Genomic DNA, 25,990 nt, shown 5'->3' on the forward strand with positions numbered 1-25,990 from the left:
TTATTGTTATATGGTTATTGTTTTTTAAACAGCTTTATACTGTTAACACTCCAATTTAGATTACTATGACTGATAAGTATCTATAAAGTCATAATTTATTACCCTTTTAAAATAGATAACTTGACTCCTTGGTAAAAATCAACAAACTACGGGGGTAAAATTATCAGGGTATTATTATTTATGAAAACAGAGATTAGTTACCGATTTGAGTCATCACAAGTGGCTAACCGCTTTTTACACGAATTAAAAGATTGGCCAGTCAATGACGTAAAAACACGTCTTTTTAATGGCGGCGACAGCGTTAAAGTAAGCTACGAATATGATGAAAGCGGATTTGATTATACCGTTGCCGAACTTGATGATTTAGCCGAGCAACACGGCGGACAAGAAGTGTCGAGTTAAGATCCTAATACCTAAGCTCAATAGCCACAACACACTTTGTAGCCATGCCTATATTGTAAACTTCAAGCTTACAAAGTTATGTAGTAATAGGTATTACACAACGTATTAAAGACCCCTTACCCACTTCACTTTCAACCTCTATAGTGCCATCGTGCTCTTTAAGTACATTGTAAACTATAGCCATTCCCATACCTGTGCCTTGGCCTACGGGTTTAGTGGTAAAGAAAGGATCGAACATTTGCTTAAGTGTATCAGCGTCCATTCCACAGCCGTTATCTGCCACCTCAATGTAAATATTGTTTTTATCGGCAAACAGCTTAACTATTATTTTCCCTTGCTGATCGCGCAAGTCGTCGCAGGCGTGTTTGGCATTAATTAATAAGTTTACAAAAACTTGTTTCATAGATGATATATTACACTGTGTTAGAGGTAACTTTTCAATGTGTAACTCTATAGCACACGTTCCCAGCTGGTTGTCGAGTAGCTTTAGCGTGCCATTTAATGATTCTGTAATATCTGCCATTGCAGTTACGTTGTCTTTTAGGCTTGCAAAGTCGACAAGGTTACTAACAATATGAGCGATGCGCTCTAAACCCTCTTGGGTATCATCAACTAAGTCATCAATATCGTCCATAATAAAGCTTAAATCGTTCTCTTGATTGAGCTGAACTAAAATAGACTCTAACTGCGATACTGAAATCGATTTATTTACAAATTGTTGAGCCGCCGTCATTAGCGAAACCAACACGGGCTTTATAAATTTTATACTTTCTACATTACTGGTTATGTAAGCAAGCGGGTTATTTATTTCGTGGGCCATGCCAGCAGAGAGTGTCCCTAGCGTAGCCATTTTTTCACTTTGCATTAAGGTTATTTGTTGGTTTTTGACCGTTTCGAGCTTTTCTTCCAGCTCTTGATTAACAATAAACAATGCCCGTGTTTTGTCTTCTAGTAGGGTTTCTAATTGATCTCTAGCTGATTTTTCGCGCAAATATGCTTTTTTATAATTGTAGTCGTCTTCAGCCATGGGGAGTCTCATATTTTATTTCAATTAAACACGAATCAAACCCATCATGCATACACTGAGCATGGTTAAGTTTAACATCAACTCCATAATGAGACGCAGCACCAAAAATAAGCCCTTCGGCGCACATACAAAGCTGCCGCTTAGAGTTGTAACGCATTAAAATAAGCCCGTCTTCAATAATTTGGGCGTCAATTTCAGGTAAATTAGGCTCATGATAAAGCTTAGCGACTTCAACATGAATTACTTTATCAATACCGATAATGAGATCAGCAAAGCAATTAAAGTTAGCAACAATGCTTGGATGACGTGCCTTTAAGTGAGAAAATAAATACTCTCCAAAGGCCTTTAATACCTCTGGCATAGACATAGAAAGTGCAGTTGCTACATCTTGTGCTAAACCAACTATTTCTTCATCTGGATAACTTTCTGCAGAAATATAAACACGACCCTCCGGTGCATTTTTTTCAAGTAAGTCGTCCCATGCTGCCATGCCACATTTTTCAATAACCAGTGCCTCAAGCCCTCTAAAGATAACGCCTTTCATGCATGTTCCCTCTATTATCACTTTTAGATTGTTAGCTGCATCTTCAATTAGTTACAAACGCTCGCTACCTTACTGCTCATATGTACACTAGGGTAATAAGTCTTACCCAGTAAAATATCAGCATTAAAGTAATAATAGTTTAGTGCTTGTAAAACGCCCAAAAATGTTCGTTATTTGTATGGTCAACGTTTAACATTAAGCGACATTAAGGAAGCGTGATCACATTCTGCTTTTTACTCTATTGGTGGCAACGCTATTGGCAGGGTCGTCTGGCCAAAAGTGCTTGGGGTAGCGCCCTTTCATCTCTTTTTGTACCTCGCGGTAACTACTATCCCAAAAATGTGCTAAGTCTTGGGTTAACTGTAGTGAACGCTTGCCTGGAGACAACAACTCCATTAGCAATGCTAATTTACCGTTAGCTAACATAGGTGTACTGGTTAAACCATATACTTCTTGCATGCGCACACTGAGCTTGGCGGGGCCATCAAGTTGGTATGCAATTTTTATGTTAGAGCCACTTGGTACTGTTAGTCGCAGTGGGAGTAAAGATTTTAGCTCGCTTTGCTGTTGCCAATTAAAACTGTTTTGTAGTGCCTCAAAATAATTAAACTTTTTAAGTTGCTCAAGGGTTTTAATATCTTCAAGGTATACCCCTAACCAATCACCTGCTGTTTCAATGAGCTGCTGCTGATTAATAACAGGAAACTGTTCTGGGATCAATTTGCTGGCTAGGCACATTCTAATAAGTAACTGCTCACTTTCTTTTTGCTCGTAAAACAGTGAAAAGCCCTGCTTGGCAAACACACTAAGCCATGCCTTGGCACGCTCTGTTTTATCAAGCTTATGTTTACTTGGTTGGCTGCTAAGGGTAATTTCTCCAAGTTTTACTTCATCTTGATGAATAAACCTAGCAGCTTTTTCATCAAACTCGCAGCGGGTCAACTCAGTGAATAAATGCGGTAAATACTCTTTAAGCGCTACTGGATTTAGCGCCGTGGCCGCAAAAACTCGCCCGCCTTTGTGTCCGCCCATGCTGGCAATAGCTATATATTCGTCATTATGCCAATAATCAGGGTTTAGCTCGGCCCCTGCGCCATTAGCAAGTAAGTAGCCATTACCGCGTTTTTTAGCAATCCGATCTGGATAGCCAAGCGACACTAATAAGCTTAAATGATCGGTGTTTAAGTCTGTTTTGCTGTCGGTAAATTTTAAGCGTTTTAACCAATAATTTAATTGTTGCTTAAACACAGGATGCGGACGCTGCTGTTGACTATGCAGTGCTAGGTTGAGCTCATTGGCAGTACTAACTCGGCTTTCTAGTAAGGCGACTAAATAAATAGCTAAGCGATAAATCCCACTTAACTGTGGTTCTAGCATTTGCGCTTTTAATAACATGTGCGCTAGGCGAATATCGGCACCAAAGCCCAACATTTTACTCCCCAGTGCGGTGAGCTTACCGTGGCTATCTATCGCTTCAAGCATAGATAATAAATTGGTAGCTTGGTTGCATTGTTGCTCACTCGGCGGGTCAAGTAAGGTGAGTTCACTAATGCTTGCGCCCCACTGCTTCGCCTCAAGCATCAGTTGGCTAATATCTGAGGTAAGAATATCAGGGTTATCGTGGCTGTTTCGTCGCTCAAAAGTTTGTTTTGAACCTAAACGATACACAACCCCTGGTTCTATTCGTCCTGCACGCCCTGCGCGTTGTACTGCCGATGAACGAGATATACTTTGCGTAGTAAGCTCAGTTACACCGGTTTTTAAATTAAAGCTGGCTGCACGGCGCTTGCCGCTATCAATCACAATTCGAATGCCTTCAATGGTTAAGCTGGTTTCGGCAACATTGGTGGTCAGTACTACTTTTCGCATCCCTTGAGGCGCAGGTGCTATTGCAGCTTGTTGATTGGCTTTATCTTGCTCACCAAATAATGTGGCAACTAGGAAGTTGCTAGGTAAGTCGCCCAATGCTTGTTGCACGCGCAGTATTTCTCGTTGGCCGGGTAAAAATACCAGCGCACTGCCGGTTTGCTCATTGAGTGCTTGTTTTATTATTGACGGGATAGCATCAAGCCAGCGGCTTTCATCTTTTATTGGGCAATATATTTCGTCAATCGGGTAACTTCGCCCGCTTGACTGAATAACTGGGCAATTAAAAAATGCGGTATAACGATCGCTATCGAGGGTGGCCGACATCAGCATAATGGTTAAATCTTCACGTAGCGCCGCTTGCGATTCTAAAGCAAAAGCCAGCGCGGTATCTGCTGCGATGGAACGCTCATGAAACTCATCAAAAATAAGTAAATCAACATCACTAAGCTCAGGATCATTTTGTAACATGCGCGTAAGCATGCCTTCGGTAACTATTTCAAGGCGAGTTTGTGTGCTGACTTTACTTTCACCTCGCACCCGTAAACCGACACTTTGCCCTAGCGTTTCATTTTGGCAGTGCGCTAAATAGTTAGCAATATTTCTTGCAGCCAAGCGCCGCGGCTCTAACATGACGATGTGCTTATAATGCCCATCGCGCATAAGCTGTAATGGCAACCATGTTGATTTACCAGCACCAGGCGGCGCTTGCAGTAAGGTGATTGGGTTGGCTTTTAAAGCATCAATGAGTGAAGTATATATTTCTTGAACCGGCAGCACGCTATTTACCCTAAATTACTTTGCCGCCATTGTAGCAAAAATTAGCAGTTATTTATGCAGAGTACGACTATGTGCTTGGCTGATCATTTCGTCTAACGTTTTAGCCTCTTGCTGCTGCGCTTTATTTTGATCAGCACGATGCCTATTACTCACTATCCCTTCTATGCCTTTGGTAAAGCTCATTTGCTTAAAACAAGCTTGCTGCTGACGTAATTCATCTTGCTGTGAGTCGTTAATACGCGCTTGTTGCTGCGTCGATAAGCCAGACAAAATACGCTTCATCCCTGATAAATTTTGTAAGCTCAGCGCCGAGCTCATTTGCTGGTTTTTATCCATACTGTTTATGTGCTGCTGAAGCTGCGATAAGCGTTGCTGCTCTAGGTTACTTCTTTGTTGCAACTGAGTTTGCTCGGCCAGCATTTTATCTAATTTTTGTTGTTGTAATCCTAAAAATTTATTAAGCATTCAGTTTACCCATCACTGCATTTAATTGAGTTATTGACTGTGAAAAATCCACTTGTTCGTTCAACCCTTGGCATAGAAATGATTCGATTTGTGGGTACAAATTTACCGCACTATCGAGTTCCGGATCTTTACCTGCTTGATACGCCCCTAAAGGAATAAGCTCATGCACTTGCATATAGCGGCTATAAAGCTTTTTCAATTTATAACAAAAACTTAGCTGCTCATCACTTACTATATTTGGCATTACTCGGCTAATCGATGAACCAATATTAATGGCCGGATAGTGGCCCTTTTCTGCTAAGGTGCGATCCAATACTATATGGCCATCAAGAATTGCTCGGGCGTTATCGGCTATTGGATCTTGTTGATCATCGCCTTCAGCTAATACTGTATAAATGGCGGTCATGCTGCCTTTGCTTTTTTCACTATTACCCGAACTCTCGACCAGTTGAGTCAATTTACTAAATACCGATGGCGGGTATCCTTTGGATGCAGGCAGCTCACCTACCGATAAACCAATTTCTCGCTGTGCTTGCGCATAACGGGTTAATGAGTCCATCAACAGCAATACATTTGAATTTTTATCTCTAAAATAGGCCGCCAATTTATGGCTAAGCTCGGCCGCTTTAATACGCAATAAGGGAGAATCGTCTGCTGGCGATGCTATTACAATGGCTTTTTTTAAGCCTTCTTTACCAAGGCTTTGCTCAATAAAATCTTTTACCTCCCAACCACGCTCACCGACAAGGCTTACAATAACCACATCGGCAGAGGTAAAGCGGGTCATCATGCCAAGCAACTTACTTTTACCTACACCCGAACCTGCAAATAGCCCTAAACGCTGGCCTTTTCCCACACTAAATAAGCTATTAATGGCGCGAATACCCACATCTAACGGCTCGATAACGCCTTTGCGCTCCAGCGGCGTTAAAGAATAATCGTTACCCAATTTACTGGCGTTTTTTGTGCTGTCTTGTTCAAGTGGGCCTAAGTTATCAATCGGCTGCATTTGCGCATCGAGCACACGCCCTAATAACTTTTCAGAAATAGCCACATGAGTGTTTTTTATAACTGGCCTAACGCGTCCACCTGAATATAAATTTTGTATTTTTTTCAGGGGCATTAAATAGGCTTCATCTTGATTAAAGCCCACTACTTCAGCGTCATACCAGTGACCATCAACACTTTCTACTTGGTATTTTTCACCCATTGCAAATTGCCCACCGGTAGCGGTAAGCGTTAAACCATTTACTCGCGTTAAGCGGCCATAACTTTTAACTAATTCAGGCGGGGTTAGCGCTTTCAGCGCAGACTTTAAGCAAGTATGAAGTGGGTTAGTCATGCGGTTGCGCTTTTAAAATTTCAGGTATCACTTCATCCAAAAGGCTTTGTAATCGCTCTGAAAAAGAAAATCGATGTGTTTGTTGCTCTGCCACCAGTTCAACGTCTCCACTGATCAGAGCCTCATCAAAATAAGTCGGCACTGAAAACTCAGCTAAACGTGCATCACTAAAGCAGTGGCGATCAGCCCCTGAGAACATAATTTTTGTTACTACATCGCGATTGCTAAGTAAGGAAATAGCTTTTTCAATCAACTGAGTACGTATTTCGGGGCGTACTTTTAGCTCGCAGTCAATAACGTGCTCAGCCAAAGTACTTATCATTAAGGCAAGGTCTTGTTTAAACTCACCATTAAAGTTAAGTAGCTCATTATTAGCTTTATCAAATAAAGTGTTAAAACGTTCAATAAGCTGTGTTTTTTGCGCTTCAAGACGTTCAGCAACCCGTAGCTCTATTTGTTGCTCCATTTGCTGCTCTAACTCACTTTGCTTATCGGCTGCCCCCTGCGCAAGACCTTTTTCAAAGCCCTGCTGTAAACCAACACGCTGAGCAGCATCTAAACGCTCTTGCAGCGTTTGATGTTGCTCATTTTTATTTAAAGTGGGAAACCTAAATGCTTGACTCATAGTTAGCCTGCGGTCTCTTCTTCAAATAAGCGATATTCAATATCACCTTGTTTGCTCATGTCTCTTACTATCGACATAATTTCTTTTCTGGCGGCAATCACTTTGCTCAGTGGTTGCGCGCTTAAACCATCAATTTGTTGTTGGTACACCTGCGCTAAACGTTTAGGTAATGCACCTAAAACACGCGCTAAAAACTCACTGTTTACACCCTTTAACGACATCGTCCATAACTCATCTGGAATGTCATTAAGCAACAAGGTTAATGTCTCGTCTGTTTGCTTAATTAAGCCATCAAAGTCGTACATTTTCTCTTGTATTTCATCAGCTACGTTAGTGTTATGTTTTTTCATTAGTTCGATAATTTGGCTCTTATTACCGTTGTAACGATTCATAATTTCTACCGCTTTATCGACACCATTCACTTGTGCACCTACTTGGCGGCCAACAAACTCAATACACGACTCAAGCGTTAAACGCACATCATCAATAACGTGTTCGCTCACTTCACGAAGGCTGGCAATACGATACAGTAAATCATCATGCTTCGATTCTGGAAACAGTACAATAATGGCTGAGGCTTGCTCTGGGGGTAAAAAGGCCAAAAACAGCGCCTGCATTTGCACATGTTCCTGATCTAAAAAGCGTACTATAAGCTCTGGCGGGATCCACTCTAAACGACGTAAATCGTCATTCATTGCACCACCATAAATATCATCAAGCATAGTTTTGGCAAGCTTACGGCCGACGGCTTTATCAAGTGCTCGCTCTAAATACACACGCGACGCGCCATTGACACCACTTTCATTGCGGTAACAATCAAAAAATTCACTCAAGGTGCCTGCAACATCCTGTTGAGTAACATTTGAAATTTTAGCCATGCGCTCAGAAATAGCCTGTACTTCACGGCGGCCTAATTTACGAATAACACTGGCGGCATTTTCTTCGCCCATGCTTAGCAATAAAATAGCGGCGCGATCTAACGCCGGTAATTGTGAGCCTTTATCAAGCTTTTCTTGATTCAATTTCAACTCCTTGTTCTACCCAATATTTTATTACCGACGTGACACGCTCGGTTTCTTTATTAGCAAGTAACTGCATGTGCGCTATTTGTTCTTCAAAGTCATTGCCTATTTGCGGTAACGACATATTTTGATGTTCGCTTTCGCCTTCTTTGGCGGTTAAGTTTTCTATTTGCGATTTAGCATTAATGGCGTCATCAAGCGGACTGCTTTGTCTTTCTGTTGCAGAGGCTGATTTAACTTCATTATCAGCGGTTGCCATGGCGTTGTTTGCTTCGCTACTTTTACCTTTTATCAAGTGATTAACTAAAGGACGCACACCAAATAAAATCAGTAATAAACTAATTAAAGTACCCACAATATAACGAGCATACTCTTTAAGCTCGGGCATTTGCCACCACTCAAGGCCTTCACCCGGTGCTAAAATCTTTTGCTCTACAAAGGCAAAGCTAGTGATGTTAAATTGGTCGCCGCGTGCGTCGTTAAACCCCGTGGCTTTTTTTACCATTTCACCTAATGAAGCCAGCTTTGCTTCGCTCCAGCCATCAGCTGTTCCAGCTACTTGCTCATTAATAAGTACTGATAAGCTCATGTTTTTAATACGGCCTACTTCAAATTGGGTGTGAGTCACTGAGCGACCATTTTCAAACTGTCGCTTACTCTCACTTCGTTGTGAAGTACGCTCGTTGTTTTTATCTTCAGCTTGTTCATTAGGCACAGGTGGCTCATTAGCTAAAGAGCCAGGAATGCCCGCCGCCAGTTGGTCTAAGGTGCTATCTGATTTAATAAACTCTTGGGTTAATACATTTTGTGGATCAACCATTTCACGTGTTTCTTCTACCACGCTAAAATCAACATCACTGGAAACCTGAATTCTAAAATTACCTTCACCCAAAATTGGCAACAACATTATAGAGGCGCGTTGCTCTATATTGCGCTCAACTTTTTCAATAAAGGCGAGCTTTTTATCGGTTTCTTTGCCTACTGGGGTGGTATCAAATAAGTCGCCGCTGAGTAATTTACCACGCTGATCCACCACCGACACAGAACGAGAATCAAGCCCAGGCACACTGCCAATAATCAGTGCAATAATGGCTTCCACTTGCTCTGGTTTAAGCTCATGCCCTGGCGCTAAATCAACCATCACAGACGCTGCGGTTTTTTGCTCAGTACGACCAACAAACAAGCTACGCTTAGGGACTGCCAAGTGCACGCGCGCATTACGTATGCCTTGCATGTTAATAATGGTGCGTGCCAACTCACCTTCTAAGGCATGCTGGTATTGCATAGATTCGATAAATTGACTGGTGCCCATAGACACTTTGTCGCTAATATTCTCAATACCCTCAGGCATAGAGGCTTTTATTCCTCTAGCCGCAAGCGTAATTCGCGCATCAGCCAGTTTTTCTTGTGGCACTAAAATATTACCGCTGTCGGTATCAATGCGAAAAGTGATTTGTTCTTTATCTAAAATTTCTAAAATATTGGCTTTATCATAGCTTTCTTGATTACCGTAAAGCGGTACGTAGTTTTTAGCCGAGGTCCATAAAATAAGGACTATGGTCGCCGCCACTAAGGTGGCTAACAATGCAATAGTTGCAACACTTCTGTCACCTGAGTTGCCGAAGTTTAATTTGTTTGAGAGATTAACCACTCTTTCTTTTAGGTTACTCTCATTTTGCTCAGGTACTTTTGCTAATTCTCCTTTCATATCAGCCTCTACAGTGACATGCGCATGACATCATCAATGCCATTGAGCACTTTATTGCGCATTTCCATCAGCATAGAAAAACTAAGCCCCGCTTTTTGACTAGCGATCATTGCGCCTACCACATCTTCACTTTCACCAGTATCAACGGCTTTAACCATTTCACCGGCGATATTTTGTTGGGCGTTGATAGAGCGAATAACATGCTTAAAATCTTCACTAATATTTACATTTTGATTACTGATAGCAGCCGGCTCTATGCTCTCTGGACCTGCAATTTTTTGCATGTCCATCATTTTGCCCAGCATCATTTGTTGACTTTCAATTGGCGACATTCTTTTTTTCCTTCAAATTATGCAATTGCATCAATATCAATACCGCATTCACGCATAGCGGCAATTTTGTATCTTAATGCTCGGGTAGTTACGCCAAGCGCCTGTGCAGTTTGGGTGCGATGCCCTTTAAATCGACTCAATAAACTGTATATATAATCAAATTCTGCCTGCTTTTTATTCTCTTTTAACTGAGAAGCACAGAAATCGACTGCCGCTGGTGAGCATGCTGGTAAATTTAAATCTTCAACCTGAATTTCAACGCCTCTGGCCATCACTAAAGCTCGTTGGATTACGTTTTCAATTTCTCGTACATTGCCCGGCCAGTTGTAACAAAGCATCACATCTTCGGCTTGCTTGCTAATATGAAACTCAGAGTTGCCGTATTTTTTTATAAAGTGATAAGCCAATGGGATGATGTCATCAACACGATCCCGAAGTGCTGGCCAGCTAAGCGGTAATACATCTAGTCGATAAAATAAATCTTCACGAAATGTGCCTTGCTCAACTTGTTCACGCAATACGCGGTTAGAGGCGGCAATAATGCGTATGTCTAAATTTATTTTTTGATGACTGCCGAGTCTTTCAACTTCTCGCTCTTGTAATACTCGCAGTAATTTAGCTTGTAAATCCAATGGCAGCTCAGTAATTTCATCAAGTAAAATAGTGCCGCCATTGGCCAGCTCAAATTTACCTGGCTGAGCATTCACCGCGCCGGTAAACGCGCCTTTATTAAAACCAAATAACATGGCTTCAAGCATATTTTCAGGAATAGCGGCACAGTTAACCGCAATAAATGGCTTATCTCTACGCTCTGAAGCTTTATGAATAAAGTGCGCTAACTTCTCTTTACCTGTTCCCGATTCGCCGGTGATCAACACCCCTGCGGCGGTTTGAGCTGCGCGATTAGCCAAACGAAGTACTTGCTGTGACTTAGTTGAAGCAGCGATTAAATCTTCAAACCCATGCTTCATTGAATCAGTGTTTCTGATTGTTTTTTTAAGCTGTTCTGCAAAGAAAGGTTTTAATAAATAATCAACTGCGCCACCGGCATTAATTGTTTTTGACGCAATTTCACTTTGTGAAGAATCGACTAACGTCACAATTTGCGAAGTGGGGCATGTCTTACGCAGTAATTTTACTAATTCAACCAGTTCGAGCTGTTGAGTATCTGCATCAACAAACACAAGCTCTGGCTTACTGGTAAGGCAGTGACTAACCGCATCGCTGATGGAGTTTGTATGCAGAAACTTAAAGTTTTCGGCAAATACAACCTGCTGAATTTCAGACGTTGGCTGTTGTTCACTGATCCATAAAAGGTATCTTTGACTCATATTATTCCTTTACGGTGCAATTAACTTGAGTGTCGGAAAAGACGAACTAAAACACGGCGATTAGACGATGCGCCCTGCTCTGAATTTTTTATAATGGGATAACGTTGACCATGCGCTCTTACTTCTAACATGTCTTTGGGTAAACCAAATTCAATGAGTCTGGCAGCAACGTCATCTGCTCTTTCTTTTGAAAGCAGCCGATTTGATAGCGGCGAGCCCGTATTATCCGTGTGGCCATCAACCAGTACTTTACTTACACGGCTGTCTAAAGAGATGTAACGCACTAAATCTTTTAAAAATTTAAGATCTTTAGCCGTTGTTACTGTGCGCTGCCCACTGGCAAACTGTAATTGATGGTCGCGTGCTTGCTCCCAAGAAAGCGGAGATAAACTAGCTAAACACTGCTGATAATCTGCAACTATTTTATCGCTATGGGTATTAGTAAAGGTAAGGCGAAGTTGTTCATCACCAAAGTTTATAATACTGTCTAACCAACCGCCCTGCTTAATGACGCGAAGTAATGGGGTCATATCTGCAGAAAATTGTATTTCATTGTCTTTAATATCTTTAGACATAAAGTTTAACGGCGTGAGAACTGTATTTGCTGGCTGCCAATCGGCTTTACGAGAGAGAACATGCAAACTTTTTATCGGTTTATCTTGTAAAAGCCAAGTAAATACAAGTTGTTGCTGTTGTGCAGGTACTGATTTCACTTCAAGTAGCGCATAATTATCAAAGCGCTGCTTGAGAGAGCAAGCAAACGGGTTGCTACTGACTGACCAGGTGGAGTTTTCGTAGCTTTGCACCAGATTTTGCTCTGATGCGTGCCCCTGCGGCAACATAAACACAGCACAGGGCAATGCAAATTTAATAAGCTGAGTTAATCTATTCATGTATATTCCGTATAAAGTTAAATAGAACAATTAAGTTTTTTAAATCAATAGCGAAATACAACAAATACAAACACAGTATTAATGAATATCACTAAGTTAATGTAACCCCACGATCGTAGCGATTGCCTTAGACTGGGAGCTTTGCGTCCTATGCTTTCGCATAGTTTGCCGTTTAATTTACTTATGCATTATTTTAAACCAACATAAAAACTAGTAATTATGTACAATAAAAACAGTAGACTATAGCTAAATATCACTAAATGCAAACATTACTCTATAAAATTCATAGTCAATTCATTTTACACTACATTTACAACTATTTATCCTAACGAACCGAGTATATCTACGCGGATAGTATCTGGAATTTCATTATAAGAAAGAACAACTAAGCTGCCTTTAGTAAAAGTTTTAGCATAACGTGCCAGCAGCGGTCTTAGCTGTGGAACCACAATTAATGTTGGTGTTACACCTCTTGATTTCATGTCTTCGACTATCATCGGCATGGTGCGTTGAAACTGCCCCAGTAAATTAGGATCTACCGCAAAACTATCTAGTACTACTTTGCCCGCCTGCATGGCTTGATCAAGTGAGCTTTGTAAAGTGCTTTCTAGCTTTTCATCTAGGCTGTAAGCACTGAGTTCATCACGATTACCCATCACCTGTTTTACCAATACTTTTTGCAGTGCACAGCGTACGTCTGAAACCAGCAAAATCGGATCTTTAGTTACCTCTACGCTGTCTATTAATGTGCCGGCAATAGTGACTATGTCTTTAATACTTATGTGTTCTTTTAGTAGTAAACGAATCACTTTTAGCTGTAAATTAGTCGGTAATGCTTTTTCGAAGGTTTCGGCTAAGCTAGGTGAGATTTCTTTTAGCCGTTCATTTAGCTTTTGTACGTCTTCATAACTAAATAACTCATCTAAATGTTCTTTGATCACTTTGCCAGTATGAGTAGCAATAATGGTGCCTAAATCAACCACAGAGTAACCCATATTTAATGCTTGGGTTTTGCTGTCATCTTTTATCCAAACGGCCTCAAGCCCATAAGCAGGATCAGTGATTAATTCACCATCTAAGCTGCCGTATACATCACCGGTATTTAACGCGAGTAACTCTTTGGCGTTTACATTAGCACTTGCAACAGGCACACCGGCTAAGTTTACTTTGTATTCTTGTGGATTTAATTTTAGGTTATCTTTTATTCTGATCTCCGGTAATAAAAATCCAAGTTGCTCAGAAAGATTTTTACGCACACCTCTTAAGGTTTTTACCAGCTCTTCCCCTTTGTCTTTATCCGCCAAATAAACCAAACGAAAGCCAAGCTCAACCGACAACTTATCAACATGAGAAATATCTCCCCATTCTAAGTTAGCCTGTTGCTCACTTAAAATGGTGTCGGTCATTTGTTCGGCTTCAATTAAAGAGTTATCGGGGAGAGAGCGTTGTAATCGCCAAGCAACATAAAATAATGGCGCGGCAAACCCTAAAAAGGCGACAGTGGGCATACCTGGCACAATACCAAGCGTAACCATAATTAATGCAGCAGTAAAAATAACACGCGGAGAGGCAAGTAACTGCTTACCTACTGCTTCACTTACATCGCCTTCATCGTTCATACGCGTAACAATAATTGCCGCAGCAACCGCGAGTAATAACGAAGGAATTTGCGCAACTAAGCCATCACCTATAGTTAACAGCGCAAAACGTTGGAACGCTTCGGCCAAGCTTAAACCATGTTGGAAAGCACCTATTGATACACCGCCCAACAGGTTGATCACTAATATAATTAAACCTGCAATGGCATCACCGCGCACAAACTTTGAGGCGCCATCCATAGAGCCATAAAAATCGGCTTCTTGGGCTATAGTACTGCGTCGCTCTTTTGCTTGCTCAGGGCCAATTAATCCGGCATTTAAATCCGCATCAATTGCCATTTGTTTACCGGGCATGGCATCTAGAGTAAAGCGTGCAGCCACCTCAGAAATACGCTCACCGCCTTTGGTAATAACCACAAAGTTAATCACCATTAAAATAACAAACACCACAATACCAACGACGTAGTTACCGCCTATAACCACTTCACCAAAGGCCTGAATAACGCGACCTGCCACATCTGAGCCTTCATGGCCATGCAGTAATACCACACGTGTTGAAGCAATGTTTAGGGTTAAACGCATCAAGGTGGCGACTAACAAAATAGTCGGAAATACAGAAAAATCGAGCGGTTTTTTAGTCGATACAGCGACTAACAATACAATCACCGACAATACAATGTTGAAGGTAAATAATGCATCTAATAACCATCCTGGTAATGGCAAAATAACCATCGACAAAACAGCTAACAGCAAAATAGGAATAGCGGTATAAGGTTGAGTAAAACTGCGCCAGTTCAAATTATAACTCCAACATCTAAGGTTTCTGTAAGTTTTTAGGGATTGTTAATTCAGGCAATGCGGCGGGTGCTTGTCCTCGCCCTTGCTTGTATGCTTTTAATTGCAATACATAGGTCAGTACATAGGCAACCGCACTGTATAAGCCGTTGGGCACTTCTTGGTCGACCCTAGTCGAAAAGTAAATAGCCCGGGCTAATGCGGGGATCTCTATAATTTCTTTGTTATTCATGCGGGCGACTTCGCGTATTCTCAGCGCCATTTCATCTACGCCTTTAGCGACAACATAAGGGGCTTTAGCCGCTTCTTCACTGTACTTTATTGCCACAGCATAATGAGTAGGATTAGTGACAATCACATCAGCAGTGGGAACACGCTCTTCAATTTTTCTATTCGATTGCTGATATTGTATTTGCCGAATTTTATTTTTTATCTCAGGGCTACCATCTGAAGATTTACGCTCTTCTTTTACTTCTTGGTGGGTCATTTTTATTTTATCAGCAATCTGTTTTTGCTGAAAAGGCACATCAATAACTGCAATAAAAAGTAGTAAAGTTACCGTGATCATTAACGATAAAAATAACAACTCAATGCCTTGGCCTATCGCCACTTTTATATCTAAGTTTTGTAATACCATCAGCTGCATCCACAGCTTAGTTAAAAAGGTATATAAGCAAATCGCCAGTAAGGTTATTTTTAGTATTGATTTAAGTAGCTCTACTAACGACTGTTTACCAAACATTTTGCCTAACCCGGTTAGTGGGTTGAGCTTACTCATTTTTAGCGCCACGAGTTTTTTTGAAAACACAAACCCACCAGGTAAACACCCAGTGATCCACATTGCGCAAAAGCTTAATAATAAAAACGGCGTGAGAGTCGATAGCATATTCATAATGGCGTCACCCAATGCGATGGGCATCATTTTTTTATTATTAATAATAGAGTGATCCAGCACCATAGTACTGTTCATTAAGTTTACAAATAAGCTGTAAAATAAATTGGCAAACCACAATAACCCAGCAATACTAACCATTAATAAAATAGCGGTATTGAGCTCTTTTGAGCGCGCGACTTGGCCGTCTTCTTTGGCTTTTTTTAGCCGTTTCTCTGTGGGTTGTTCTGTTTTTTCTTGCGAGCTATTTTCAGACATACCGCTACCTCATCGCTTGTGCAAAGGTTGTTAGCACATGATACGTTAGCCTTGAAAACGCACTTCCTGTGTACTCTAAGGTCATAAATACGCAGAAAAACCCCATCAATAGCGACATAGGGAAACCCAATACAAAAATATTTAATGACGGCGCCGCCCTACTTGCTACACCAAAAGTTAAGTTAACCAATAACATGGCGACTATCCCTGGTAGCGACAGCAATAATGCAGAGGAAAACATCCACGCAAACAACATAATAATAGCCTGAATATCAAACTCATAAATACTGCGACCAATCGGAAAGCTATGAAAGCTCTCTACCATAACCTGCAAAGTTATTAAGTGACCATCTGCGGCAAAAAACAGTAATGCACACATAATCCAAAATAACTGTCCCAATAATGCCACTTGGTTACCACTGCCGGGGTCCATAACAAGCGCCATTGATAAGCCCATCTGCATGGATAAGATCAGCCCTATCATCGCCATTACTTCAAACAAAATACGCAGCGATAACCCCATCATTACCCCAAAAATAATTTGCTCAAAGGTTAAGATAGCGGCATCTAAAGAAAACAAGTCAATAGCAGGTGCAAGTGGTAACTGCGGAGCAACTAAAAAAGCCAACATCATAGACACTAAAATACGAGAGCGCGGCGTTACCGCCGGATTGTCAAATACCGGCATAGACCATAAAAGTGCAGAAAAGCGTACAAATGGCCACCAAAGCGTGCCCATCCAGCTGACTAAATCAGTAGACGTTAAAGAGAGTAATGAGCTCAACCAAATACCCCAGGTAACATAAATTTGAGCTTATCAAACCAATCAATCATTATTTGTAGCATCCAATGTCCCGCAAATACCACCATTAATAAGGTTAATAACATACGCGGTAAGAACGTTAGGGTTTGCTCTTGAATAGAGGTCGCACCTTGAATAATAGCCACCACAATACCAAGTATTAAACCCGGCACAATTAAGACTAAAATCAGTTTTATGATGGTGTAAACCGCGCTTGAAATAAGCTCTACCGACATTTCTGGGGTCATGGTGACATTCCAAATGTTGCTGCCAGCGTACCCGCTATCATTGACCAGCCATCGGCAAGTACAAACACCATGAGCTTAAACGGTAAGCTAATGATCAGCGGTGATAGCATCATCATACCCATAGACATCAGCACACTACTAACAACTAAATCAATGATTAAAAAAGGAATAAATAACATAAAGCCAATTTGAAAGGCCGTTGTGAGCTCACTTAATACAAACGCAGGCATTAACACTTCAAACGGAATCTCTTGCGCGGTGAGAGTGGTTGGCTCATTGGCTATTAATAACACTTGGCGTAATTCACTTTCGCGAGTTTGTCTGAGCATAAAAGCACGCAAAGGCTTTTCTGCGGTGAGTAAAGCTTCCTCTAATCCTATGGTTTGCTGCTGAAAAGGCGTATACGCGTTTTGATAAATGTCTTGCCAAACTGGTCGCATAATCAACATAGTGAGCATCAGTGAGATGCCAATTAAAATTTTATTCGGCGGGCTTTGTTGTAACCCCATAGCTTGGCGCAAAATCGCCAATACAATGATGATTCTGGTAAACGACGTTAAAACCATCAGTAGCGCAGGCAATAAACTCAATACCGTCATTAATAAGAGTATTTGCAGTTTAACGCTGTAGTCTTGTCCGTCGGCCGTATCTTTTAGAGAAAACAGCGTAAGTTCTTCTGCATTTAGCCAGCTTGGTAAAAACAACATGATTAACAGTAGGCTAACTTTAAAAATTACGCGTTTATTCATTTGTTTACTGATCCTTTGCGGTATCTGTTTGAGCAAATTTCAAACCATACTGCCCTTCAACCATTACCACTTCTGCTTTAGCAAAAAATACCCCATTCACTTTTACATCAAGCGCTTCACCAGCTACTTTGTCTAGCTTAAGCACATCGCCTTCTTTGGCTTGACTAAGCTCGCCTAAGGTAATTTCAGTACTTGCTACTTCAAGAGTGACGAGTAAAGGAACATCTTGAAAAAATGACATATTCCCTTCATTAGTTTTATCAGCAGATTTGTCATCAAATCCATCAAAAGCATCAAGCTCTAAGCCCGCTAAGGCGCTATCAAGGTTCTCGTTCATAATTTAGTTACTCGTTGTATTATTTGATAATTGTGTAATTTGAAATGCTAAGCCAGTCTCTTGCTCAACGACTTGGCCTTTAAATATTTGTTTATGGCCTAGGTTAAATAGCGCTGCTTCGTTAAGTTCAATGGGTAATACACCGCCGGCCACACAAGCTTTTAATTGCTTTAAAGTGACTTTTTTCTTTGCCATTTCAATCTGACCTTGCACCGCAAACTGTGCCCACATATCAGTATTGAGTGTGTTACTATTTGCAGAATCTTGCTCGCTATCAGCTGCGCAAAAAAAGCTAATTGGCAGCCATAAAAACCAACTTATTACTTGGTTTTCTAATATAAACCGCACTTTAAAGGCTAAGTATTGTAATGCTTCAGGTAAGGTATGAGATTTTTGTATCTCACCTAATAACGCTGAGCGTTCTCTAAATAATAAGCCTTGAATGCCCTGCACTTGGCGCTGTAGTAAACGACCACAAATACGGCTTTCTGTTGAGCTTAATTCGTTATTCACCTCGTCAGAGACTTGCTCTGTGCTGTTAACATTATTAAATTGCCCACCTAAGCATAAATCCGCTGTTTTATATGCACTTTGATAATCAAGCGCTAAATAGGCCTCACCTTGAGTAGGCGTAAATAAAGGACAGGCAAGAAATATCCTTGGGGATTCTTTAAACCAACTGTTAATAACCGAATGCGAACAAGGCGAAATTTCGACATCAAAACGGCTGTCGTTAAACAATTGGGCTAGCTCTAACTCCAAAGTTTTACGAATATTAACGTTTATGTGCGCTGCTTTTTGTTGTGCTTGTTCATATGCTCTTTGCTCAAGCGTGAGTGCAAATGGAGTAATATGCTCAGAATTTTTCGCTTTAATTAGCTTTGTTTTAGCGTTTAACGTTTTACTCATACCACTGTTTTTCCTGATTCATTTATATTCAGCTTATGCTCGTCTTTTTGGCTTTTTTCAATTGGGCTTGTAACTGTAAACGATTAACAATATCGCTGCGTAAGCGCTCATTTTTGCTTATCCACTCAACCCCTAAAAACATTAATTTTTCACTCACTGCACGACGATACATCACCTTGCCTGCCAATCGATTAGTTTTATCAAACACCACAATAATTTTATTGGGGATCGTCTTTTCAGCAGGCACTAATAAACCCACACCGCCCACGCTAATATCTTTTGCCACACCATGGCATAGTGAAATATCAATAAAACAACGGCGTAATAACTGCACGCCTACTCCGCCAAGCTGAACTGACTCAGGCTCGTAATTATCTTTGAGGTTTAAGTTCCATCTTTTGTAACTTCGTTTAGTGTCTGGTTGGTTACTCATAATTCTCTTCAAGACGTAGCACGGGTTTGTTAGCCGTTGCCGCACCAGCCGCTTTTTTTATCGGATTGTTAATGTTGCTATCATCAAATAATTGGTTAAATTTATCCTGCGCATCTTTAGTTAAGATCAGCAGTTCAACACGTCTGTTTTCGCTGGCTTTCTTATTTTCTTTATTAATTGGCCGATTTGATGAAAACGCATTTACTTGAAGCACCTGACTTGATGGCATTCCGCCCATAGTCATTACTTTTCTTGCTTGCTGCGCTCTATCGCCAGAAATGTCCCAATTACGAGAGCTGCCATCAACAAATAAGCTGGCATCGCTGTGCCCAGAAATAATAATTTTGTTGTTAATGTCTTTAACTAAGCCGCCAAGGTATAGAAACAGATCTTCAAAAAATGGGGTCATTTGCGACTTTGAGCGTTCAAACATTTGATGATGCTTGTCGTCTCTAATGATCACTCTTAGCCCCAGGGGCACTTCTTCAACTAGTAAGTTATTTTTTAGTAACTCTTCTTTACTGAGTTCCTCAATACTTTCCAGTAATAAGCTCAGCTCAGATGAAGCTTCAAATTGGCTATCAATCGCTGAGTTTAACTTCTCGCCTTGCCCAGCTTTAGGCTCAACGGTGCCATCGGGCACTTGTAATACTTCACTCATTCCAGGTTTTGGAGAGTCCGGAGGCGTAATTCCCGACTCTAGGTGTTTAATTACTGAAGGAGAACCCCCTAAATCAACGGGGAATGGGCTATTTTGAGGGTCAAAAATAGCGGGGCCACCATCAAAAATTGAGTGAGTTCGCATGTAGTGTGCTATTTCTTCACGCTCTGATTCATTGGTGATCGCCATAATCCACATCACCATAAAAAACGCCATCATCGCCAAAGTAAAATCGGCAAAGGCAACCTTCCAAGCACCACCATGAGGCTTTTCGGTTGCTCTTCGACGTGAGCGTTTGATGATGATTTCTTGATTTTTGTTTTCCATTATTAAGCCGCCTTGTTAGTGATCCACTCTTCCATGGTGGTAAAGGTCGGTTTAATTTCTTCATTAATTAATTTTCTGCCTGAGTCAGTCGCCACAATAGGCACATGCCCTTTAGCATGCGCCACTAACATGGCACGCACACACTCAAACATCGCCACTTGTTTTTTTACATACTGCTCCATCGCTGAGGCAAGCGGTGCAATTAAACAGTAACAAGCAAAAATACCAATAAAAGTACCCACCAACGCCGCGGCTACATGGTAGCCAATTTCACTTAAAGGTCCATCAAGGTGCTGCATAGTAATAATAATGCCGCCAACCGCTGCTAAAATACCAAAACCAGGCATAGCTTCAGCTATATTAGCCAGTGAATGAGAAGGCTTAAGACGCTGTTCTTCAATGGTGTAAATCTCTTGCTCTAACATGGCATCAAAGTCATGCGAGTTGATTTTTCCCATACTAAATAAACGCAAGTTATCGCAAATAAAAGTTACTAGCTGAGGGAACTCATACACCTTTGGGTAAGCAAGAAAAATAGAACTAGTTTCTGGGTTTTCAACATGCTCATCCAATCCCTTTATACCTTTCACTCTGGCTAAATCTAATAAAGAGTAAATAACCAGTAGTAAGTCATGGTAAAGCTCAGACGTATCGGTTCCTTTACCACTAATAAATTGATACTTTAATTGCGATAACATTTCTGTCAGTACATATTTTGAATTACCCACAATTAGCGCCCCTAAGCCTGCGCCAAAAATAATTAAAAACTCGTATGGCTGCCACATAGTGGCGATGTTGCCGCCCGCAAACGCAAAACCACCTAATACTGTTGCAAGTACTACTATTAAACCTATAACTCTTTGCATTCTTTATTCCTTAGGTATTAGATTTTTTGAAGCGTTTGTGTGAGCGCTTCAAGTGCTTGTTTATGAAGTTGGCAAACACGTGCCTCGGTTAAATCGAGCGTTAATGCTATTTCTTTCATATTCATTTCGTGCATGTAATATAATTGTAAGAGCAGCTTTTCTCGGGTATTTAGTTTGCTCATCGCCACTTTGAGGGTGGCTGCTGTCTCTTCTTTTTCGTGTGTATGTGCACAGGTAAGTGCTAAGTTAGGATTAGCCTCCAATAGCGCTTCAAGGCTATCAAATGCTTCAGCTTGCTCACTGTAATGCAGCTGAATAAGCTCTTTATGGCTAATCCCTAACGCCTCACACATTTCGGTGTCTGTTGCATCACGACCAAGCTTTTTTTGCAATGAACGGCTCATATCACGAAGCTGATGAGACTGCTGCCGCAACTGGCGAGGGCGCCAATCGACACGCCTAAATTCATCTAACATAGCACCACGAATACGCTTAAACGCAAATGCAGCAAATTTCTCATCTAAATCCCGGCCATAGCGACGAATAGACGAAAGCAGCGCAATAATGCCTATTTGGTAAATATCATCACTATCGACAATAATGCCCACTTGAGTGCGCATGTGTGCAGCCGCCCGATTAACCAAGTAAGCGTACTGCGATAATAGTTGCGTCTCTTTTTGTGGTGTAAAGGTGACTGGTGGTTCTGTTATTAACTCACCCCACTCTTCTTGCAGCATCATAGCGATGACCTATTGAATGAAGACGTTCGTAACGAGTACGTTATCTAATCGAACTGAAACCGCATTTGCTAAAACCACATTAAACTGCTCGAGTAAATCTTTTTGAATTGCATCGATATCTTTAAAAGCTTCTTTTACTTGGCTGTGGCTCATATTAGCAAACTGTTTTACCAGTACATTTCTCACTAGCGGCTCCATCGCTTCTGTCCCTGTATTGAAAATAGACGGCGAAGTTACAAGTACTAAGTCGAGCACTAAATAACGCGCAACTGACCCTTCTGATACGCTTATAATGAAGCGCTCCATTTGATGATATTCAACCTTTGTTATATCGGCTTGCGGGCCTTCTTCTGATGAGTCACTGCCGTTAAAAAACTGTCCCGCAAAAAATGCAGACGCAATAAGTACAATTACAGTTAGGGCTATTATTATTTTTTTCACTTTTATCTCTCTTAATCCAAGGTAGTTATACTAATAAATCTAACGAGTCTGATTGCAGCTTAGATGCGCGAGTGTTGCTGTCATCATCCATTGAAGGCATCTCAGTGTGATTACTTGCAATGTCGTCATTGTCATTTTGGTGATGAGATTGCTGCTGTTTATCACTCAAATTAACATCAACTGTGGTATTTGAATTTTGCGACAAAGACTGGCGTAACTGCTCTAAAGTTTGCGCGATGGCATCTCTTACCTGCGTATTACTCGTAATTAAACTGACTGAAGTTTTATCCCCTTCGATATTGATAGATATTTCAATACTGCCGAGGTTAGGAGGGTCTAATCTAATTTGCGCCCGCTGTAGCTGCTGCCCTATTTGCAATTTTACCTTATCGCCAAGTACATGTAATAAGCGCTGCCCCCATTCACTGGGTGCCTCTTTTAATTTCTCTTTTTGCCACTCAAAGGTTTCTGGTGCGGTGGCGGCAGATGAGAAAGCACTCACTAATGCTGATTTTTGACTGCTACCTTCACGGCTTTCAGCATTAAATATTTTCGATTGCGGATTTTGTGACAGCGCAGCAAGCTCGAGTTTACTGAGCCCAATACTCGGTTGTGTGGATATTTGCTCACTGGTTAAGCTACTTGACTGCGCTTGTCCATAAGTGTTCGACATTACTGATGGTTGATTTAATCGGTTCAAAAGCGCTTGTGAATACAATGTTTGTGGTGTTTTGGCTAAATCGAGTGTGTTTAATTCTTTATTAACGAGTGTATCCGCTGGCGCTACGTTTATAGCTGCAGCAGGCACAGTTAAAGCATCACTATGCACAGTCGTATTTTGTGCGAGCGCAGTTTTAGCGGGCTCTTGAGCTACAATGCTGACTTCGTGCTGAGTCTCTAAAGTCTTACTCTTTAACTGCTTATCAATAACAAGCTGTACTGGTAGTGTTTCCACTACTACAGTGTCGCTATCAACTACAAGGTTATTATTTTGGTTAAGTATAGTCATAACAGGCGCGTTTTTTTTATTGTTATCGAGGTTATAATTAGCGGTGCTAAAAAAATATGGATTTATTATTTCATCCATTTCTTCAGTGACTTCTTCTTGAGCTAGCTGTTCTGAGCTCTCGCGAGGTTGCTCAACATGCAAATCTTGCTGTTTTGCTTGCTGCTGCTTTGAAGAAAGCGAAAATGGCACAAGCTCGTTCTGTTGTTCTTGCGCATCTGCTGGTGAGCTGCTTTTTAATATGCTTTGCTTATTAGCAACACTGCCAAAGTCAGCCTTTGACACCATTGTACTTGTTTGAATACTCATAACGACTGTCCTTGTTGTACTTTTTTATAAGCCATTAAGCCCTCTTTATCCTCTTGATGGCGCTGCATTTGTACTTTAATGGCCGCTTGCTTTTGGCCCACAAGGTCAATTAAGTCAACATAACGTGCTTTTAAGTTATTTTGTTCAGCTACCATTGAACTAAACCAAGGCATGCTTTGTAACTGTGTGTAAAGTGCAAGTAACTGCTTATCGGCTGCTTTAACTTGATACCAATTACTCTCATGGATAGCATTTTCCATAGCACTAAGTAATTGTTCCATTTTTTGCGCTGCGTATTTTTGAGAGTGTTCCATTGGCAATACTAAATTCATTATAAGTTCACATTTCATTTAGCAAAAAACAAGCCAATATTAAGCTTTTGTTTTTTAACGTTAAATTAAATAAAAGCAGCAAAAAGCGGAAGCGGAACTTCCCCCTAGGAAGGAAGCGATTTGTTGTTAATTGGCAGTAGGATGGTTACTTAGGTAGTAGGATGGTTAAAAAGCAGCTGAATTTAAAATAAAAAAGCCAGCTATGGGTAGCTGGCTTTTAAACGTTTACTGTGTGCCTAAGCCTTGCCACCCTTCTTGCAAGTTGGTCATCACTACACGGGTGGAGTCAATATAGCTCAAGTCATTCTTCATACTGGCTTGTAATAATGCTTGCCCACAATGCTGATAAAGGTTTTGCATGTTTTGCGCTACCTCACCGCCCTTTTCAAGATCCAATGAGGCCTCAAGCCCGCCTAAAATACGCATCAGCTTTTCAATACTTTCTGCTTTTTTATCGTATCTTTTTTGTTTTATGTGGCCAGTGACTTTTTCAAGCTCATCTGAAAAACCATCAAATAACATCAAAACTAATTTATGAATATCGGCACTGGCCGCTTTTGCATCTACTGATGTACTTTTATAGGCTGAAAAGCCATCATTTAAATCTAACATCTATGTTTAGCTCCCAAATTGACCCATTGTAGATTCTAATTGCGCAATAGTCTGTTGCATTTGTGTAAACTGCGACAAGTAACGTTGATACACTTGCTCCATAGACACTTCATGGTTTTTTTGCTGCCTAACAATAATATCCAAGCTTGATTGTAATGTATCTTTTTTATCGCTCATTAAGCCATAGCTTTTTGTGTATGGCTCTACTCGTTCTTCTAATTTAGCCATTAACCCATCTTCACCTGTTAACATTCTAGTTAATTTTTCAGGATCATTGGTCATTGCTGCTTCTAAACGTTCGCTATTAATTTTTAAGCTACCGTTACGATCAAACTCAATTCCAACAGAATAGAGCGTCTTTCCCTCAAAGGTGCCTTGAAAGTCGTTTCGCATTGAGCGAGCAAGCCCACTTGCTAAGCTATCGCGCTTTAAATTATCGTTAGAAGTAATGCCATTGACTAAACTATTAAACTTATCTACAAAACCCTGAATATTAGACTTACTTGCTTCCTGATCTTGTGCAACCCCAACACGAATCGGTGTATCCCCAATATTTTGCGCCTTTGTCAATGTTAATGTTACTCCATCAATAACATCCTCAAGCGTGTTCGTTGTAGAGGTAATCGTTAAAGCTGAACTTGCACCAAGCTTAATAATTGAGTCTTGGCCATTAGTTAGCTCTGTTTGGTTAGCTATAGCATTTGTTATATCTGTACCATTAGCATCTAAGCCAGGCATATAATTTAACGATATCTGATTTGCAACACCTGAATCTTCACTCGTCATGACTAAAAATGTTTCACTACCAGAGCGCATTAATGTTGCTTTTACACCACTATTATCTGCATGGCTATTAATGGCATTGGCTAAATCACTGAGTTTAGCATCTGCGTCTAAAGTAGATAAATCAACCGAAAAGGACTCTCCAGCTAAATCAATATTTAATTCGCCATCAGTGCTCAATGCTTTTGTAGGATCGAAACTGAGTGCAACTTGATGCGCTTGTGCTAGCTGCTCAACAAAAATATCATAATTTCCGCTAGCAGCATCACCATTTGCGACTACATTCAATGTTGTTTCATCACTAACGGCAGTACTGTTAGTAAACAAACTCGTTTCTGATTTTAAACTCGCTTTTAAATCACTGTGAAAGCTAGTTATACTGCTTTTTAGCCCATCTAACGCTTTTATTTTGTTAGTGAAATCAGCATTTTTAGTATTTAAAAGCTGATCTTTTGAAGCTCGCTCAATTTGCGTATATTGACTAGCTAGTTGACCAGGATTAATCCCTAATGCAGCACTCATTTTATTCTCCAGGCATTTTAGTTATAAGCAAAA

General features: G+C 40.8%; 28 protein-coding genes and 1 riboswitch. Of the genes, 1 reads left to right on the top strand and 27 read right to left on the bottom strand.

All coding sequences use genetic code 11. The features are described from left to right. Positions 1-180: 180 nt before the first annotated feature. Positions 181-402: a hypothetical protein gene (locus tag QL989_RS05335; protein ID WP_008108632.1), complete on the top strand. Its 222-nt coding sequence runs from the start codon at positions 181-183 to the stop codon at positions 400-402. 76 nt (positions 403-478) lie between these two features. On the opposite strand, the gene QL989_RS05340 is transcribed toward QL989_RS05335, so the two are convergent. The 27 genes from QL989_RS05340 to fliD form a co-directional block, all read right to left on the bottom strand. After that, complete coding sequence (locus tag QL989_RS05340; protein ID WP_290168848.1) at positions 479-1,429, bottom strand: ATP-binding protein; 951 nt, start codon at positions 1,427-1,429, stop codon at positions 479-481. After that, positions 1,422-1,973 (bottom strand): heme NO-binding domain-containing protein, encoded by a 552-nt coding sequence (locus QL989_RS05345; protein ID WP_178955444.1) that lies wholly within the window; start codon positions 1,971-1,973, stop codon positions 1,422-1,424. Before QL989_RS05345 ends, QL989_RS05340 begins: the two co-directional genes overlap by 8 nt. A gap of 219 nt (positions 1,974-2,192) precedes the next feature. Then, positions 2,193-4,619 carry an ATP-dependent helicase HrpB gene (hrpB, locus tag QL989_RS05350; RefSeq protein ID WP_290168849.1) on the bottom strand — a complete coding sequence of 809 codons (2,427 nt, stop codon included), beginning with the start codon at positions 4,617-4,619 and terminating at the stop codon, positions 2,193-2,195. Between the two features lie 48 nt (positions 4,620-4,667). Continuing rightward, entirely contained in the window at positions 4,668-5,084 is a 417-nt protein-coding gene (locus QL989_RS05355) for a hypothetical protein (RefSeq protein ID WP_290168850.1), read from the bottom strand. After that, positions 5,077-6,426, bottom strand: coding sequence for a FliI/YscN family ATPase (locus tag QL989_RS05360; RefSeq protein ID WP_178955440.1), 1,350 nt, complete (start codon positions 6,424-6,426; stop codon positions 5,077-5,079). Before QL989_RS05360 ends, QL989_RS05355 begins: the two co-directional genes overlap by 8 nt. Next, complete coding sequence (locus QL989_RS05365) at positions 6,419-7,051, bottom strand: FliH/SctL family protein (RefSeq protein ID WP_290168853.1); 633 nt, start codon at positions 7,049-7,051, stop codon at positions 6,419-6,421. The genes QL989_RS05360 and QL989_RS05365 overlap by 8 nt, the downstream gene beginning before the upstream one ends. A 2-nt stretch (positions 7,052-7,053) precedes the next feature. Then, entirely contained in the window at positions 7,054-8,073 is a 1,020-nt protein-coding gene (locus QL989_RS05370; protein WP_010391197.1) for a FliG C-terminal domain-containing protein, read from the bottom strand. After that, positions 8,054-9,781, bottom strand: coding sequence for a flagellar basal-body MS-ring/collar protein FliF (gene fliF / locus QL989_RS05375; protein WP_290168855.1), 1,728 nt, complete (start codon positions 9,779-9,781; stop codon positions 8,054-8,056). The genes QL989_RS05370 and fliF overlap by 20 nt, the downstream gene beginning before the upstream one ends. Before the next feature lie 8 nt (positions 9,782-9,789). After that, positions 9,790-10,113: a flagellar hook-basal body complex protein FliE gene (locus QL989_RS05380; RefSeq protein ID WP_010391195.1), complete on the bottom strand. Its 324-nt coding sequence runs from the start codon at positions 10,111-10,113 to the stop codon at positions 9,790-9,792. Between the two features lie 17 nt (positions 10,114-10,130). Beyond that, entirely contained in the window at positions 10,131-11,444 is a 1,314-nt protein-coding gene (locus QL989_RS05385) for a sigma-54 dependent transcriptional regulator (RefSeq protein ID WP_290168859.1), read from the bottom strand. A 20-nt stretch (positions 11,445-11,464) separates the two neighbouring features. Beyond that, positions 11,465-12,337 carry an OmpA family protein gene (locus QL989_RS05390; RefSeq protein ID WP_138607588.1) on the bottom strand — a complete coding sequence of 291 codons (873 nt, stop codon included), beginning with the start codon at positions 12,335-12,337 and terminating at the stop codon, positions 11,465-11,467. A gap of 97 nt (positions 12,338-12,434) precedes the next feature. Continuing rightward, positions 12,435-12,517, bottom strand: a riboswitch (cyclic di-GMP riboswitch). A gap of 140 nt (positions 12,518-12,657) precedes the next feature. Next, positions 12,658-14,733, bottom strand: coding sequence for a flagellar biosynthesis protein FlhA (gene flhA / locus QL989_RS05395; RefSeq protein WP_290168863.1), 2,076 nt, complete (start codon positions 14,731-14,733; stop codon positions 12,658-12,660). A gap of 16 nt (positions 14,734-14,749) precedes the next feature. Next, positions 14,750-15,880: a flagellar biosynthesis protein FlhB gene (gene flhB / locus QL989_RS05400; protein WP_138607584.1), complete on the bottom strand. Its 1,131-nt coding sequence runs from the start codon at positions 15,878-15,880 to the stop codon at positions 14,750-14,752. A 4-nt stretch (positions 15,881-15,884) separates the two neighbouring features. Continuing rightward, positions 15,885-16,664, bottom strand: a complete 780-nt coding sequence (fliR, locus tag QL989_RS05405) for a flagellar biosynthetic protein FliR (RefSeq protein ID WP_055011669.1) — start codon at positions 16,662-16,664, stop codon at positions 15,885-15,887. Next, positions 16,661-16,930 carry a flagellar biosynthetic protein FliQ gene (locus QL989_RS05410; RefSeq protein WP_138607580.1) on the bottom strand — a complete coding sequence of 90 codons (270 nt, stop codon included), beginning with the start codon at positions 16,928-16,930 and terminating at the stop codon, positions 16,661-16,663. The genes fliR and QL989_RS05410 overlap by 4 nt, the downstream gene beginning before the upstream one ends. Continuing rightward, positions 16,927-17,679, bottom strand: a complete 753-nt coding sequence (fliP, locus tag QL989_RS05415) for a flagellar type III secretion system pore protein FliP (RefSeq protein ID WP_075170636.1) — start codon at positions 17,677-17,679, stop codon at positions 16,927-16,929. The genes QL989_RS05410 and fliP overlap by 4 nt, the downstream gene beginning before the upstream one ends. A gap of 4 nt (positions 17,680-17,683) precedes the next feature. After that, the gene (locus QL989_RS05420) at positions 17,684-18,016 is read right to left on the bottom strand and encodes a FliM/FliN family flagellar motor switch protein (RefSeq protein WP_055011667.1); all 333 of its coding nucleotides are present in this window, start codon (positions 18,014-18,016) and stop codon (positions 17,684-17,686) included. Positions 18,017-18,019: 3 nt separating this feature from the next. Beyond that, the gene (locus tag QL989_RS05425; RefSeq protein WP_290168871.1) at positions 18,020-18,925 is read right to left on the bottom strand and encodes a FliM/FliN family flagellar motor switch protein; all 906 of its coding nucleotides are present in this window, start codon (positions 18,923-18,925) and stop codon (positions 18,020-18,022) included. Positions 18,926-18,953: 28 nt separating this feature from the next. After that, positions 18,954-19,358 carry a PilZ domain-containing protein gene (locus QL989_RS05430; RefSeq protein WP_138607576.1) on the bottom strand — a complete coding sequence of 135 codons (405 nt, stop codon included), beginning with the start codon at positions 19,356-19,358 and terminating at the stop codon, positions 18,954-18,956. Further along, on the bottom strand, positions 19,351-20,346 hold the full coding sequence (locus QL989_RS05435; RefSeq protein ID WP_218651585.1) for a flagellar motor protein MotB: 996 nt from the start codon (positions 20,344-20,346) through the stop codon (positions 19,351-19,353). Before QL989_RS05435 ends, QL989_RS05430 begins: the two co-directional genes overlap by 8 nt. A gap of 2 nt (positions 20,347-20,348) precedes the next feature. Then, positions 20,349-21,212, bottom strand: coding sequence for a flagellar motor stator protein MotA (motA, locus tag QL989_RS05440; RefSeq protein ID WP_010391179.1), 864 nt, complete (start codon positions 21,210-21,212; stop codon positions 20,349-20,351). A gap of 17 nt (positions 21,213-21,229) precedes the next feature. Next, a complete protein-coding gene (locus tag QL989_RS05445) occupies positions 21,230-21,952 on the bottom strand; it encodes a FliA/WhiG family RNA polymerase sigma factor (RefSeq protein WP_178955428.1) in 723 nt (240 codons plus the stop codon). Between the two features lie 9 nt (positions 21,953-21,961). Next, on the bottom strand, positions 21,962-22,393 hold the full coding sequence (locus QL989_RS05450) for a flagellar basal body-associated FliL family protein (protein WP_138607568.1): 432 nt from the start codon (positions 22,391-22,393) through the stop codon (positions 21,962-21,964). Positions 22,394-22,418: 25 nt separating this feature from the next. Then, complete coding sequence (locus QL989_RS05455; protein ID WP_290168875.1) at positions 22,419-23,708, bottom strand: flagellar hook-length control protein FliK; 1,290 nt, start codon at positions 23,706-23,708, stop codon at positions 22,419-22,421. After that, a complete protein-coding gene (locus QL989_RS05460; RefSeq protein ID WP_178955424.1) occupies positions 23,705-24,040 on the bottom strand; it encodes a hypothetical protein in 336 nt (111 codons plus the stop codon). Before QL989_RS05460 ends, QL989_RS05455 begins: the two co-directional genes overlap by 4 nt. 225 nt (positions 24,041-24,265) lie before the next feature. After that, a complete protein-coding gene (fliS, locus tag QL989_RS05465) occupies positions 24,266-24,652 on the bottom strand; it encodes a flagellar export chaperone FliS (RefSeq protein ID WP_138607562.1) in 387 nt (128 codons plus the stop codon). 6 nt (positions 24,653-24,658) lie between these two features. Next, on the bottom strand, positions 24,659-25,957 hold the full coding sequence (fliD, locus tag QL989_RS05470) for a flagellar filament capping protein FliD (protein ID WP_138607560.1): 1,299 nt from the start codon (positions 25,955-25,957) through the stop codon (positions 24,659-24,661). Between the last annotated feature and the right edge of the window lie 33 nt (positions 25,958-25,990).

The sequence above is a fragment of the Pseudoalteromonas sp. APC 3224 genome (genome assembly GCF_030407535.1).
Taxonomy (GTDB): domain Bacteria; phylum Pseudomonadota; class Gammaproteobacteria; order Enterobacterales; family Alteromonadaceae; genus Pseudoalteromonas.

Bases quoted from the DNA above. Each gene is read 5' to 3' on its own strand.
- QL989_RS05335 (WP_008108632.1), top strand. From the start codon at position 181: ATGAAAACAGAGATTAGTTACCGATTTGAGTCATCACAAGTGGCTAAC.
- QL989_RS05340 (WP_290168848.1), bottom strand. From the start codon at position 1,429: ATGGCTGAAGACGACTACAATTATAAAAAAGCATATTTGCGCGAAAAA.
- QL989_RS05345 (WP_178955444.1), bottom strand. From the start codon at position 1,973: ATGAAAGGCGTTATCTTTAGAGGGCTTGAGGCACTGGTTATTGAAAAA.
- QL989_RS05355 (WP_290168850.1), bottom strand. From the start codon at position 5,084: ATGCTTAATAAATTTTTAGGATTACAACAACAAAAATTAGATAAAATG.
- QL989_RS05360 (WP_178955440.1), bottom strand. From the start codon at position 6,426: ATGACTAACCCACTTCATACTTGCTTAAAGTCTGCGCTGAAAGCGCTA.
- QL989_RS05365 (WP_290168853.1), bottom strand. From the start codon at position 7,051: ATGAGTCAAGCATTTAGGTTTCCCACTTTAAATAAAAATGAGCAACAT.
- fliF (WP_290168855.1), bottom strand. From the start codon at position 9,781: ATGAAAGGAGAATTAGCAAAAGTACCTGAGCAAAATGAGAGTAACCTA.
- QL989_RS05380 (WP_010391195.1), bottom strand. From the start codon at position 10,113: ATGTCGCCAATTGAAAGTCAACAAATGATGCTGGGCAAAATGATGGAC.
- QL989_RS05385 (WP_290168859.1), bottom strand. From the start codon at position 11,444: ATGAGTCAAAGATACCTTTTATGGATCAGTGAACAACAGCCAACGTCT.
- QL989_RS05390 (WP_138607588.1), bottom strand. From the start codon at position 12,337: ATGAATAGATTAACTCAGCTTATTAAATTTGCATTGCCCTGTGCTGTG.
- flhB (WP_138607584.1), bottom strand. From the start codon at position 15,880: ATGTCTGAAAATAGCTCGCAAGAAAAAACAGAACAACCCACAGAGAAA.
- QL989_RS05410 (WP_138607580.1), bottom strand. From the start codon at position 16,930: ATGACCCCAGAAATGTCGGTAGAGCTTATTTCAAGCGCGGTTTACACC.
- fliP (WP_075170636.1), bottom strand. From the start codon at position 17,679: ATGAATAAACGCGTAATTTTTAAAGTTAGCCTACTGTTAATCATGTTG.
- QL989_RS05420 (WP_055011667.1), bottom strand. From the start codon at position 18,016: ATGAACGAGAACCTTGATAGCGCCTTAGCGGGCTTAGAGCTTGATGCT.
- QL989_RS05425 (WP_290168871.1), bottom strand. From the start codon at position 18,925: ATGAGTAAAACGTTAAACGCTAAAACAAAGCTAATTAAAGCGAAAAAT.
- QL989_RS05430 (WP_138607576.1), bottom strand. From the start codon at position 19,358: ATGAGTAACCAACCAGACACTAAACGAAGTTACAAAAGATGGAACTTA.
- QL989_RS05435 (WP_218651585.1), bottom strand. From the start codon at position 20,346: ATGGAAAACAAAAATCAAGAAATCATCATCAAACGCTCACGTCGAAGA.
- motA (WP_010391179.1), bottom strand. From the start codon at position 21,212: ATGCAAAGAGTTATAGGTTTAATAGTAGTACTTGCAACAGTATTAGGT.
- QL989_RS05445 (WP_178955428.1), bottom strand. From the start codon at position 21,952: ATGATGCTGCAAGAAGAGTGGGGTGAGTTAATAACAGAACCACCAGTC.
- QL989_RS05455 (WP_290168875.1), bottom strand. From the start codon at position 23,708: ATGAGTATTCAAACAAGTACAATGGTGTCAAAGGCTGACTTTGGCAGT.
- QL989_RS05460 (WP_178955424.1), bottom strand. From the start codon at position 24,040: ATGAATTTAGTATTGCCAATGGAACACTCTCAAAAATACGCAGCGCAA.
- fliS (WP_138607562.1), bottom strand. From the start codon at position 24,652: ATGTTAGATTTAAATGATGGCTTTTCAGCCTATAAAAGTACATCAGTA.
- fliD (WP_138607560.1), bottom strand. From the start codon at position 25,957: ATGAGTGCTGCATTAGGGATTAATCCTGGTCAACTAGCTAGTCAATAT.